11 protein-coding genes are annotated in these 12506 nt (G+C 56.9%); 6 read left to right on the forward strand and 5 right to left on the reverse strand.

The annotated features are described in order from the left end of the window. The first annotated feature begins 25 nt into the window (after positions 1-25). Positions 26-1018, forward strand: a complete 993-nt coding sequence (pgl, locus tag WH298_RS15710) for a 6-phosphogluconolactonase (protein ID WP_180823280.1) — start codon at positions 26-28, stop codon at positions 1016-1018. Positions 1019-1115: 97 nt separating this feature from the next. Here pgl and WH298_RS15715 read toward each other — a convergent pair whose 3' ends face one another. Both WH298_RS15715 and bioA read right to left on the reverse strand, forming a co-directional pair. Then, entirely contained in the window at positions 1116-1592 is a 477-nt protein-coding gene (locus WH298_RS15715; RefSeq protein WP_007890610.1) for a kinase inhibitor, read from the reverse strand. A 28-nt stretch (positions 1593-1620) separates the two neighbouring features. Beyond that, positions 1621-2916, reverse strand: a complete 1296-nt coding sequence (gene bioA, locus WH298_RS15720; RefSeq protein WP_180823281.1) for an adenosylmethionine--8-amino-7-oxononanoate transaminase — start codon at positions 2914-2916, stop codon at positions 1621-1623. Positions 2917-3004: 88 nt separating this feature from the next. On the opposite strand from bioA, the gene bioB reads away from it, so the two are divergent. The 4 genes from bioB to bioD are packed head-to-tail and all read left to right on the forward strand — an operon-like array spanning position 3005 to position 6595. Then, complete coding sequence (bioB, locus tag WH298_RS15725; protein WP_049850931.1) at positions 3005-4036, forward strand: biotin synthase BioB; 1032 nt, start codon at positions 3005-3007, stop codon at positions 4034-4036. After that, the gene (gene bioF, locus WH298_RS15730; RefSeq protein ID WP_180823282.1) at positions 4037-5188 is read left to right on the forward strand and encodes an 8-amino-7-oxononanoate synthase; all 1152 of its coding nucleotides are present in this window, start codon (positions 4037-4039) and stop codon (positions 5186-5188) included. Beyond that, positions 5172-5927, forward strand: coding sequence for a malonyl-ACP O-methyltransferase BioC (bioC, locus tag WH298_RS15735; protein WP_180823283.1), 756 nt, complete (start codon positions 5172-5174; stop codon positions 5925-5927). Before bioF ends, bioC begins: the two co-directional genes overlap by 17 nt. Next, complete coding sequence (gene bioD, locus WH298_RS15740; protein ID WP_049850934.1) at positions 5924-6595, forward strand: dethiobiotin synthase; 672 nt, start codon at positions 5924-5926, stop codon at positions 6593-6595. The genes bioC and bioD overlap by 4 nt, the downstream gene beginning before the upstream one ends. A gap of 65 nt (positions 6596-6660) precedes the next feature. Here bioD and WH298_RS15745 read toward each other — a convergent pair whose 3' ends face one another. Together WH298_RS15745 and WH298_RS15750 are read right to left on the reverse strand one after the other, a co-directional pair. Then, positions 6661-7623, reverse strand: coding sequence for an IS110 family RNA-guided transposase (locus WH298_RS15745; RefSeq protein ID WP_180823206.1), 963 nt, complete (start codon positions 7621-7623; stop codon positions 6661-6663). A gap of 246 nt (positions 7624-7869) precedes the next feature. After that, positions 7870-8586, reverse strand: coding sequence for an ABC transporter ATP-binding protein (locus WH298_RS15750; protein ID WP_007890604.1), 717 nt, complete (start codon positions 8584-8586; stop codon positions 7870-7872). Between the two features lie 905 nt (positions 8587-9491). Between WH298_RS15750 and uvrB the strand changes: the two genes are divergently transcribed. Then, positions 9492-11513, forward strand: a complete 2022-nt coding sequence (uvrB, locus tag WH298_RS15755) for an excinuclease ABC subunit UvrB (protein ID WP_007890603.1) — start codon at positions 9492-9494, stop codon at positions 11511-11513. Positions 11514-11550: 37 nt separating this feature from the next. Here the strand turns inward: uvrB and WH298_RS15760 are convergent, their stop codons facing one another. Then, complete coding sequence (locus tag WH298_RS15760) at positions 11551-12453, reverse strand: gluconeogenesis factor YvcK family protein (protein ID WP_007890602.1); 903 nt, start codon at positions 12451-12453, stop codon at positions 11551-11553. Between the last annotated feature and the right edge of the window lie 53 nt (positions 12454-12506).

Genomic DNA, 12506 nt, shown 5'->3' on the forward strand with positions numbered 1-12506 from the left:
ATCAGGCAGCGAATAAGGAAAACGCATGAAACAAGTCGTGTATACCGCCAGTCCCGAGAGCCAGCAGATCCATGCCTGGCAGTTGCAGGAAGATGGCGCACTGACGTTATTGCAGGTAACGGATGTTGCCGGCCAGGTGCAGCCAATGGTGGTGAGCCCGAAGAAAGATTTTCTCTATGTGGGTGTTCGTCCGAATTTTCGCGTGCTGGCGTTCCGCATTGCGGCCGACGGTACCCTGAGCCTGGCCGGTGAAGCGCCGTTGCCGGGCAGCCCAACGCACATCTCTACCGATCGTCACGGCAACTACCTGTTCTGCGGCTCGTATAACGATGCCTGCGTCAGCGTCAGCCCCATTGGTAGCGATGGCTTGCCGCAGGCACCAAGCCAGGTGATTAACGGCTTAGACGGTTGCCACTCGGCAAACATCGACCTGAACAACCAAACGCTGTTTGTACCGGCATTGAAGCAGGATCGTATCTGCCTGTACCAGCTGAATGCTGACGGCACCCTGGCACCGCGTGAGCAGGCGCAGGTCACCACCGTTGAAGGCGCGGGTCCACGTCATATGGCTTTCCACCCGAATGGCGCATATGGCTACGTGGTGAACGAACTGGATAGCACGGTCGATGTCTGGGCGCTCAACAACGTGCACGGCCAGATTGAGCGCGTGCAAAGCCTCGATATGATGCCGAAAGATTTCAGCGATACGCGTTGGGCGGCTGATATTCATATCACGCCAGATGGACGCTTCCTCTATGCTTGTGACCGCACCAGCAGCACCATTACGGTGTTCAGCATCAGTGAAGATGGTGCCGTGCTGGCGATTGAAGGCTTCCAGCCAACTGAAACGCAGCCGCGCGGTTTCAACATTGACCATAGCGGCCAATATCTGGTGGCGGCGGGACAGAAATCGCACCATATCGAAGTGTATAAAATTCAGGAGCGCGGCCTGCTGAATCCGCTGGCGCGTTATGCGGTAGGACAAGGCCCGATGTGGGTGGTGATTCACGCACTGTGATATCACGTAGGGTCGCCATTTCTGGCGACCAGGTGCGCATAAATGCGCACCCTACATAACCGTGCCGTCGTAGAGTCGCCATAAATGGCGACTTTTTTTATGCATACTTCACGGTAATCGATGCACTCGCCAGCGCATGAAAATGCACGTTAAAGCCGACCATCGCGCCGCTGGCACCTTCATCCACTTCAATCTTGTCGGTATCCAGCGCATGCACCGTAAAGATGTAGCGATGCGATTCGCCCTGCGGGGGTGCCGCACCGCCATAGCCGGTTTGGCCAAAATCGGTGCGCGTCTGAATGGCGCTCTCCGGCAGCTCTGCCACGCCAGAACCGGCACCTTGCGGCAGCACGGTCACCTCGGCGGGGATGTTCGCTACCACCCAGTGCCACCAGCCGGAACCGGTTGGCGCGTCGGGATCGTAGCAGGTCACGACAAAGCTCTTAGTGCCCGCCGGGACATCATCCCACGCCAGATGGGGTGACAAATTGTCGCCCTGATAACCCATGCCGTTGAAAACGTGTCGTTCTGGCATCTTATCGCCATCGTTAAAATCCTGGCTGAATACGCGCATGATCTCTCCTGTTTAGTGTGCAGTGTTCTCAATCATGGTGGAAATGCGCCGCAACATCCAGTGCCGCGCTGAGCGCTTGCGTCAGCTGCGTCAGTTCGGCGGCAGAAATCAGATAAGGTGGCATCAGATAAATGAGGCGGCCAAACGGGCGAATCCACACGCCGCGCTCGACGAAGAACTGCTGCAGCGCCGCCATGTTCACCGCCTGATGGGTTTCGACAACGCCAATGGCGCCCAGCACGCGCGCATCGGCCACCGCGCTATGGCTGCGCAGCGGCAGCAGCTCGGCCCGCAGCTGCTGTTCGATAGCCGCTACCTGTGTCGTCCAGTGACCTTCATTGATCATTGCCAGACTTTCCACCGCCACCGCACAGGCCAGCGGATTGCCCATAAAGGTTGGGCCGTGCATAAAGCAGCCAGCCGCGCTGCGGCTAATGGTATCGGCGACGTCACGCGTGGTTAGCGTGGCGGAGAGCGTCATGGTGCCGCCGGTGAGCGCTTTGCCGAGGCAGAGAATGTCCGGCGTGATACCCGCATGTTCGCAGGCGAACAGTTTGCCGCTACGACCAAAGCCGGTGGCGATCTCATCGGCAATCAGCAGTAAACCGTAGCGATCGCACAGCGCACGCACCTGTTGCAGATAACGCGGGTGATAGAAGCGCATGCCGCCCGCGCCTTGCACAATCGGTTCGAGAATGACTGCGGCAATCTCGCGATGATGCGTTTCTGCCAGCTGCGCGAAATCGGCGAAATCCGCCTCATTCCACCCATCATCGAATGCGCACTGCGGCGCATTGGCAAAAAGGTGTTCCGGCAGATAACCGCGCCACAGGCTGTGCATCGAGTTTTGCGGATCGCACACCGACATGGCGGCAAATGTATCGCCGTGATAACCCCGCTTCAGCGTGAGAAATTTCTGCCGCGTTTGATTGCGTCCCAGCCAGTATTGCAGCGCCATTTTCATCGATACTTCGACGGCGATCGAACCCGAATCGGCGAGGAATACGCACTCCAGCGCGTCGGGCGTCATGGCAATCAACTGGCGGCTCAGCTCAACCGCCGCCGGGTGGGTAATACCACCGAACATCACGTGCGACATCTGTGCCATTTGCTGCTGCAGCGCCTGGTTGAGACGCGGATGGTTGTAGCCGTGAATCGCCGCCCACCACGACGACATGCCATCAACCAGTTCACGTCCATCAGCCAGCTGCAGCTGACAGCCGTGCGCTGCCACAACCGGATAACAGGGCAGGGGATCGCGCATCGACGTATAGGGATGCCAGATATGCTGGCGGTCAAAGTTGAGGTCGTCCTGAGTGAACATGCGTATTGTAAACCATTTTAAAAAGATTTAGTTTACAAGTATAACCACGTTAATCGTCGGGATGAACCCCCTTTTTTTGGAGTAAGCAATGGCAAACCGCTGGACACTGACACAAGCTCAGGCACTGTTCGATAAACCTTTCCTTGAGTTGATGTTTGAAGCGCAGCAAGTGCATCGTCAACATTTCGATCCGCGTCAGGTACAGGTCAGTACGCTGCTGTCGATCAAAACCGGTGCCTGCCCGGAGGACTGTAAATACTGCCCGCAAAGCGCACGCTATAAAACCGGTCTGGAATCTGAGCGTCTGATGGAGGTGGATGCGGTGCTGGAATCGGCGCGCAAAGCCAAAGCAGCGGGCTCAAGCCGTTTCTGCATGGGCGCGGCGTGGAAAAACCCGCACGAGCGCGATATGCCGTACCTGCAGCAAATGGTGCAGGGCGTAAAAGCGATGGGCATGGAAACCTGTATGACGCTCGGTACGCTGGATGGCAGCCAGGCGCAGCGCCTGGCTGAAGCCGGCCTCGATTTCTACAACCACAACCTCGATACCTCGCCAGAGTTTTACGGCAACATCATCACCACGCGCAGCTATCAGGAGCGTCTGGATACGCTGGATAAAGTGCGCGGCGCGGGCATAAAAGTGTGTTCGGGCGGTATCGTAGGCCTGGGTGAAACGGTGAAAGATCGTGCGGGCCTGCTGGTGCAGCTGGCCAATCTGCCAACGCCGCCGGAGAGCGTGCCGATCAACATGTTGGTGAAGGTGAAAGGCACGCCGCTGGCGGATAACGAGGATGTTGAACCGTTCGATTTCATCCGCACCATCGCGGTGGCGCGCATCATGATGCCATCCTCGCACGTGCGTCTTTCTGCCGGGCGCGAGCAGATGAGTGAGCAGACTCAGGCGATGTGCTTTATGGCCGGTGCCAACTCGATCTTCTACGGCTGCAAGCTGCTGACCACGCCAAACCCGGAAGAGGATAAGGATCTGATTCTGTTCCGCAAACTGGGTCTCAATCCAGAACATACTGCGACCACGGCGGGTGATAATGAGCAGCAGTATCAGCTCAGCGAGCAGCTGCTGCACGCCGATACCGAGCAGTTCTACAACGCGGCAGTGTAAATGGGCTGGTCACAACGTATCGATCAGGCGCTGGCGGCACGTCGAGCGGCCGATGGCTGGCGGCAGCGACGTCCTATTGCGCACAACAGCGTGCGCGAAATTACGCTGGAGGGTCAGCGTTATCGCCACTTCTCAAGCAATGATTATCTCGGATTGAGTCAGCATCCGGCGGTCATCGCTGCATGGCAGCAGGGCGCGGCTGAATCGGGCGCGGGCGCGGGTGCATCCGGACACGTTACCGGTTACAGCCGTCATCACGCACAGCTCGAGGAGCAGCTGGCCGACTGGCTCGGCTACTCGCGCGCGCTGCTGTTTATCTCGGGATTTGCCGCCAATCAGGCGGTGATCCATCTGCTGGCAGAGAAGCAGGACCGCATCTTTGCCGATAAGCTGGCGCACGCTTCGCTGCTGGATGCCGCCAGCCATAGCCCGGCGAGTCTGCGTCGCTTTGCGCATAATCAGCCAGAGAGTCTGGCGAAACTGCTGGCTACGCCGGCGGACGGCGGCACGCTGGTGGTGACCGAAGGTGTGTTCAGCATGGATGGTGACAGCGCGCCGCTTGCTGCTATCGCGGAACAGACGCGGCGCGGCAACGGCTGGTTGCTGGTGGATGATGCGCACGGTATCGGTGTTACCGGTGCACAAGGACGCGGCAGCTGTTGGCAGCAGCAGGTGAAACCGGAGCTGCTGATTGTTACCTTTGGTAAAGGATTTGGCGTCAGCGGCGCCGCGCTGCTGTGCGATGACGCCACCGCCGATTATGTCGAACAATTTTCCCGCCATTTGATCTACTCCACCGCGATGCCACCGGCGCAGTGCTGCGCGCTGCTGGCGGCGCTGCGGCAGATTCAGCAAGGCGATGCGCTGCGTGAGCGGCTGCACAGCCACATTGCGCGCTTCCGCGCCGGCGCTGCGGATTTGCCGTGGCAGTTAGGCGCATCCAATAGCGCCATCCAACCCTTAATCATCGGCGAAAACAGTGCGGCGCTGGCGTTGTCGCAGCGGCTGGCGCAAGCCGGCTGTTGGGTGAGCGCGATTCGTCCGCCTACCGTGCCACCGGGCACGGCGCGGCTGCGTATCACGCTCACGGCTGCGCATCATACCGATGACATAGATCGTTTGCTGGAGGCGCTGTATGACGCTGCAGGTTAACAAACAGGCGGTGGCGCAGGCATTTGGTCGGGCGGCACCGCATTATGAACAGCATGCGCAGCTACAGCGACTGAGCGGCGAGGCGTTGCTGGCGCTGGCTCCGGCCGGTTTTGGTCCGCATCTGCTGGATGCCGGCTGTGGTACCGGCTGGTATAGCCGCTACTGGCGCGATCGCGGATGCACGCTGACGGCGCTCGATCTCTCACCCAACATGCTGCAAACGGCGCGCGAGCGACAATCGGCGCATGACTATGTGCTGGGTGATATTGATGATCTCCCGCTCGCGGATGCCAGCGTTGACGGCGTGTGGAGCAACCTGGCGGTGCAGTGGAGCAGCGATCTGCGCACTGCGCTGCAGCAATGCTTGCGCGTCACGCGGCCGGGCGGCACGGTGCTGTTTTCCACGCTGCTCGACGGTTCGCTGCATGAAGTGCATCAGGCGTGGGCGCAGCTGGATGGTCGTCGTCACGCTAATCGTTTCCTCAGCGCCGCACAGTTTCATGCCGCCACTGTCGCCCTGCCGATGCAGGCAGAGCAGCAGATCGTTACGCTGCATTTCCCGAGCGCGCTCAGCGCGATGCGCTCCCTGAAAGGCATTGGTGCCACACATCTGCACGATGGACGCGGCGCCAGCGCCGTGACGCGTTCCCAGTTAGCCCAACTTGAACAGTATTGGCCGCAGGATCAGGCCGGATATCGCCTCAGCTATCACCTGATGTATGGAGTTTTAACGAAATGACACGTTGGTTTATTACCGGAACCGATACCGAAGTAGGCAAAACCGTGGCCAGCGGTGCGCTGTTGCAGGCAGCAAGTGCCGCAGGATTGCGCACAGCAGGTTACAAGCCGGTAGCATCCGGCTGCGAAATGACGCCGGACGGCATCCGCAACAGCGATGCGCTGGCATTGCAGCGCTACAGCAGCCTGGCGCTGCGTTACGAGCAGGTGAATCCACTGGCGTTCCTCGAACCGACATCGCCGCATATTATCAGTGCGGAAGAGGGCAGGCCGATCGCGTTTGCGGCACTGTCAGCGGGTTTGCGCGCGCTGGAGCAGCAGGCGGAGTGGATATTGGTTGAGGGCGCGGGCGGTTGGTTTACGCCGTTATCTGAGACGCAAACTTACGCCGATTGGGTGGAAGCCGAGCAGTTGCCGGTGATCCTGGTGGTGGGCGTTAAGTTAGGCTGTATCAACCATGCAATGCTCACCGCCGAAGCGGTAAAAGCGCGCGGGTTACGTCTGGCGGGCTGGATAGCTAATGATATCCAGCCGCCGGGCAAACGCCATCAGGAATATATCGCCACGCTGCGACAACGTATTGACGCGCCGTTGCTGGGTGAGATCCCGCATCTTACTGATGAGGCGCAGCAGGCCGAGTGCGGGCGCTATCTGACACTACCGCAATAAACCAGGTCGCCATAAATGGCGACCCTACGGTGCTTGATGCGGTTTTGTAGATACCGTCTTGCCAGTTACCTGGCAAGACATATTTTGGTATCGAACGGACGGCCTGATTTCAGCACACCATAAGCCAGCTGGAGCAGCTTCTTCATCGCCGCGCATACCACGACTTTTCCCGTTTTCCTGCCCGCATCCAGACGGTTCTTCAGCGAGATGACCGCCGGATTCCACCTCATTGCCACTATCGCTGGCATGTACAACGCCTTACGCATCGCGCTGTTCCCCATCTTCGATATCCGGCTTTTGCCTTTCCACTCGCCGGACTCCTGCCGCATCGGGTTCAGACCCACCCACGCCACAAGCGCCTTGCTGCTTCTGAACCTCGACATATCGCCCATATACGCCAGCATCGTGCTGCTCAGCACGCCCGCGATACCCGGGATAGATTCAAGCAGCTCTTTGTTCTTTTTAAGGTCCGGGTCATTATTGATATGGTCGTTTATTGCCCGCTTTGTTTCGTCTATCTGCGCATCCAGCGCCGCAATGACCACGCGGATTGAGGGCTGCACTACCGCATCCGATATCTCCAGACGGTTCTCTTCCATCTGCCGCATTTCCTGAAGGTTCGTCAGGCGCTTCACCAGCGCTTTCAGCCTGCGCTCATTGAGTGGTGCCGGCTGCCACAGCGAGGGGCCGTGCATTTTGCAGTAGCGCGCTATCATGCGCGCGTCGTCCTTATCCGTCTTATTACGGTTCAGTTCGGCCTGGCCAAAGCGCTTAATGCGCGCCGGATTTTCCACGCTGACGTCATAGCCCTCATCGTGCAGGAAGGTGGCCAGCGGCTCGCTGTACGCGCCGGTGGCCTCCATGCAGATATGGCAGCAGCCGAACGGCCCCAGCCATTTCTTCAGGGCGCTGAAGCCTTTAGGCGTGTTGGGGAAGACTTTGGTTTTGTAAGACGTCTCGCCTTTCCAGACGGCCACATCAAACTTTTTCGAAGCAATATCAATACCGACGGGCATACGTGTTTGCATAGATTCTCCTTAACAGCATCAGGGAAACCGCCATGACCATCCTTATGGATGCGTGCTCGAAGCACAGGATACCGTCCGGTCTTGAAGGCGGGAGTTAAGTTGCCGGGGATGAATCTACTAAGCAGGCTTTGTGCCCAGGGGTCGCCCCCATCTCACCAGCAACTTCCCGATGATCAGTCGGGGATCATAGCACCCGGAGGAGAATGATCGAGATATAAGGGTCGCCATTTACGGCGACCAGGATATCTAGGTCGCGGTTAACCACTTACTCACGGTAACGTCATCCAGCTGCGCCACTTTGCCGTGCGCTACGTTGCGTCCGCGATGCAGCAGCAGGAAGTAGTCGGCGACGCGACGAACGAAGGATACGTGCTGCTCCAGCAGCAGAATCGTCAAACCATATTCCCGGTTGAGCCGACGAATCAGATTGCCCATCTCCTCCTCCAGCCACGGCGACATCCCTTCCGTCGGCTCATCCAGAATCACCAGCTTCGGTTGCAGCACCAGCGCGCGCGCCAGCGCCAGATGTTGCTGCTGATCCATCGGTAACTCGCCGCTGCGTTGATGGCGCAGTGAATAGAGCGCAGGAAACAGATCAAACACCATTTCAGGAATGGCGCGGCTGCGATCGTCCTGTGCCGCCATCAGGGCAATCAGTAGGTTATCCTCCACGCTCATCTGCGAGAAGATATGCCGACCTTGCGGCACATAACCAATGCCGGTGCGGGCGCGCAGTTCCGCGGGCTGCAGCAGCAAATCTTCCGGGGGGGAGCCATCCTCCTGCCAGGTCATTGAACCGCTGTTAATCGGCAAACGACCCATGATGCAGTTCACTAACGTGGTTTTGCCCATGCCTGGACTGCCCAGCACGCCCGTGCAGGTGCCGGGTGGCAGATCGAGATCCACATCCCATAGGATGTGGTTTTGACCGTAAAACTGATTCACCGAACGTAAACTCAGCATCTGACATACTCCTTCCAGATTATTAGCCTGAATGCTCCCGCTCTGTGTCGTCTGGCATACAGTCGTGCACGATTGATGGACACCATTGTCGTCGGCAATAGCCGATATGGACTCGTCACTCCATACCGCTAATCATTGCAATTCCCAGGCCAGGTTAAAGATATAAGCGGGTCATCGTCTGAAACCGAGCAAATAAGCGCTTAAAAGTTGAGTAACGCTTAACAATTCCAGACGGTAATAAATTCGACTGCACTTTGACGGTGCTGACTACTCAACGTTTCTGGTGCATCTGATCGTTCGTAAAGCACGCACTGAAGAAATAAGTGGCCTTAACGGCGGGTTTTTCTACGCGGAAACGCCCGTTGATGGGCAAAAAGAGGAGGTTAATGCGACACGCAATGGGAGAAAAATAAATACGAAAATAAATTTTTTCGCCCTTAAAAAGACGCGGGAGAAAATTATACACAGCTGATGGGCTCGGGGCTGGATTCACTTATCCACCATTACTGTGGATAACCTTGTGCATTAGCGACTGAAAACCGGGCGCAAGCGAGTAAATTCGCGGCCTTCATACATTATGATGAGAATCTGGGCTTTTAGGTGAAATTTAATTAAAACAGCAGGTTAATTAAAATCAAGCATGCGATTTATCTGCCTTGTCATCAGACTGCAATTTAATGACACTCTATTGACAAATGTTAAAAGCGTCCTCCCTTTGGGGATAACATTGCGCAACAACAGCTTGCTGCTTGCCGCATAAATTGCACTGAAGAAAATCATCGGCACGTGCCATAATCGTGCAAGGTTACTGTAATTATGTCCAGTATTTTTTTCTGGCAAATTCGTCATAGCAGAGTAGAATTAGCAGCCTGCCCGCCGACTTCATCTGCTGGAACCGCCAAAACATGAGCAAAGCCTTTAAACTCAACTCCGCTTTCAAGCCTTCAGGCGATCAACCTGAGGCCATTCGCCGCCTTGAAGAGGGCCTTGAGGATGGGCTCGCGCATCAAACGCTGTTGGGCGTAACCGGCTCAGGTAAAACCTTTACCGTGGCGAACGTGATAGCTGACTTGAATCGGCCGACCATGGTGCTGGCGCCGAATAAAACCCTGGCAGCGCAGCTGTATGGCGAGATGAAGGAGTTCTTCCCGGATAACGCGGTGGAGTTTTTCGTCTCTTACTACGATTACTATCAGCCTGAAGCCTATGTGCCGAGCTCTGACACCTTTATCGAGAAAGATGCGTCGGTGAATGAACACATTGAGCAGATGCGTCTCTCGGCCACCAAAGCGCTGCTCGAGCGTCGTGATGTGATTGTGGTGGCCTCGGTTTCTGCCATCTACGGTTTGGGCGATCCCGACCTCTATTTAAAAATGATGCTGCACTTAACGCGCGGCATGATTATCGATCAGCGCAGCATTTTGCGTCGACTGGCGGAGCTGCAATATGCGCGCAACGATCAGGCTTTCCAGCGCGGGACTTTCCGCGTACGTGGCGAAGTGATTGATGTGTTTCCGGCCGAATCGGACGATATTGCGCTGCGTATTGAGCTATTTGACGAAGAAGTTGAGCGGTTGTCGCTGTTCGATCCGCTCACCGGCCAGATTGACTCCGTCATTCCACGCTTTACCGTCTATCCCAAAACGCACTACGTGACGCCGCGCGAGCGCATTCTGCAGGCGATGGAAGATATCAAAGTTGAGCTGGTGGATCGCCGTAAGGTGCTGCTGGAGAACAATAAGCTGCTGGAAGAGCAGCGCATTTCTCAGCGTACCCAGTTCGATTTAGAGATGATGAACGAGCTGGGTTACTGCTCCGGTATCGAAAACTACTCGCGCTATCTTTCTGGCCGTGGACCGGGCGAGCCGCCTCCGACCCTGTTTGATTACTTACCGGCAGATGGTTTGCTGGTGGTCGATGAATCGCACGTGACCATTCCGCAGATTGGCGGCATGTATCGCGGCGACCGGGCGCGTAAAGAGACGCTGGTGGAGTATGGCTTCCGCTTGCCGTCGGCGCTGGATAACCGCCCGATGAAGTTTGAAGAGTTTGAGGCTTCAGCGCCGCAAACCATTTATGTCTCGGCGACACCGGGCAACTACGAGCTGGAAAAATCGGGCAGCGAAGTGATCGATCAGCTGGTGCGTCCAACCGGCCTGCTCGATCCGATTCTCGAAGTGCGTCCGGTGGCGACGCAGGTCGACGATCTGCTGTCAGAAATCCGCAAGCGTGTGGAGATTAACGAGCGCGTGCTGGTTACGGTGCTGACCAAGCGCATGGCGGAAGATCTCACCGAATATCTGGTAGAGCACGGCGAGAAGGTGCGCTATCTGCACTCTGATATCGATACCGTAGAGCGTATGGAGATCATCCGCGATTTGCGCCTCGGCGAATTTGATGTGCTGGTCGGCATTAACTTGCTGCGTGAAGGGTTAGATATGCCGGAAGTGTCGCTGGTGGCGATTCTGGATGCCGATAAAGAGGGCTTCCTGCGTTCTGAGCGCTCCCTGATTCAGACCATCGGCCGCGCCGCGCGTAACATCAACGGCCGGGCTATTCTCTACGCCGACAAAATTACCCCGTCGATGGAGCGCGCGATGGGCGAAACCGAGCGCCGTCGCGAGAAGCAGCAAAAATACAACGAAGAGAACGGTATCGTGCCGCAAGGGCTCAACAAGAAGATCACTGATATTCTTGAGCTCGGCAAAAATGTGGTAAAAACGCGCGGCAAAGGCAAAACCGCCTCGCGCACTGCGGCAGAAGCAGAAGCCAACTACATGGCGCTTACGCCACAGGCGATGCAGAAGAAAATTCACGAGCTGGAAGGGCAGATGCAGCAGCATGCGCAAAATCTGGAGTTCGAAGAGGCGGCCAGCGTGCGCGATCAGTTACATCAGCTGCGCGAACTGTTTATTGCTGCTTCGTAGTGCCTGCGTAGGGTGCGCATAAATGCGCACCTGGAAGCTAAACCGCTTGAATCGCGTGTTCCAGCGCGATGCGCAGCAGCTGGCGATCGTGTCGATATTTAATATCGGCGGCTTCCAGCGGTTCGCGAATGATTAAGCGTTGTTCCACACCGGCAATATCCGCTGACGGCCCGACGACAATCGCATCAATCACCCGCTTGCCAATGGCTTTTTCCATAATCGCCAGCTTATCCGCGACATTCAGACTGGCGGCTGCCGGGCTCAGTTCGCGACCAAGATTGCCGATAAACACCATGGTGGCAGGCGTGCGACGCAGCGCACGCGCCATATCTTCCATCAACAAAATGGGCATCAGGCTGGTGTAAAAACTGCCAGGGCCGATCAGAATCAAGTCGGCTTCGCCTATTGCCTCGATCGCTTCACGCGTCGGCTGCACGTTGGGATGCAGCATCAACTCTTCGGGCGGCTGTCTCATTTCATCAATCGCAGTTTCGCCGTATACCATATTCCCTTCGCCATCCTGAGCCACCAGATCGACCGGCTGTTCCGACATGGGGATAAGAAATGCATCGACTTTGAGCAGATTGCGAATGATGTTAATCGCCTCCAGTGGCCTCACGCTGAGGTGATCCAGCGCTTTAAGCATCAGATTGCCAAGGTTGTGGCCAGCTAACTCGCCGTTACCGCTAAAGCGATACTCAAACATCGCCGTCGCTACGCTAGGTTCGGTGATCAATTGATTGATGCAGTTGCGCATATCACCCCAGGCAATGCCGCCTTCCGAGCGGCGAATGCGGCCGGTGGAACCGCCATTATCGGTGGTGGTGACAATGCCGGTTAAGCGCGAGCCTAACGGTGCTAACGCTGACATCACGCGGCCCAGGCCGTGTCCGCCACCCAATGCCACTACGCGATCCAAATCTGCCAGGGTTCGATTCATGTTTCTCCTTTGTTGCTGACGTCCTCGCGTTGAGGCGTAGTTGAACTGATGTG

It is taken from the genome of Pantoea nemavictus, from assembly GCF_037479095.1.
In the GTDB taxonomy this organism is placed as follows: domain Bacteria; phylum Pseudomonadota; class Gammaproteobacteria; order Enterobacterales; family Enterobacteriaceae; genus Pantoea; species Pantoea nemavictus.

Excerpts from the sequence above, each read along its gene's own strand:
- bioA (WP_180823281.1), bottom strand. The coding sequence starts at position 2,916 with ATGTTCACTCAGGACGACCTCAACTTTGACCGCCAGCATATCTGGCAT.
- WH298_RS15715 (WP_007890610.1), bottom strand. The coding sequence starts at position 1,592 with ATGCGCGTATTCAGCCAGGATTTTAACGATGGCGATAAGATGCCAGAA.
- WH298_RS15750 (WP_007890604.1), bottom strand. The coding sequence starts at position 8,586 with ATGCTGAGTTTACGTTCGGTGAATCAGTTTTACGGTCAAAACCACATC.
- uvrB (WP_007890603.1), top strand. The coding sequence starts at position 9,492 with ATGAGCAAAGCCTTTAAACTCAACTCCGCTTTCAAGCCTTCAGGCGAT.
- bioB (WP_049850931.1), top strand. The coding sequence starts at position 3,005 with ATGGCAAACCGCTGGACACTGACACAAGCTCAGGCACTGTTCGATAAA.
- bioC (WP_180823283.1), top strand. The coding sequence starts at position 5,172 with ATGACGCTGCAGGTTAACAAACAGGCGGTGGCGCAGGCATTTGGTCGG.
- bioF (WP_180823282.1), top strand. The coding sequence starts at position 4,037 with ATGGGCTGGTCACAACGTATCGATCAGGCGCTGGCGGCACGTCGAGCG.
- bioD (WP_049850934.1), top strand. The coding sequence starts at position 5,924 with ATGACACGTTGGTTTATTACCGGAACCGATACCGAAGTAGGCAAAACC.
- pgl (WP_180823280.1), top strand. The coding sequence starts at position 26 with ATGAAACAAGTCGTGTATACCGCCAGTCCCGAGAGCCAGCAGATCCAT.
- WH298_RS15745 (WP_180823206.1), bottom strand. The coding sequence starts at position 7,623 with ATGCAAACACGTATGCCCGTCGGTATTGATATTGCTTCGAAAAAGTTT.
- WH298_RS15760 (WP_007890602.1), bottom strand. The coding sequence starts at position 12,453 with ATGAATCGAACCCTGGCAGATTTGGATCGCGTAGTGGCATTGGGTGGC.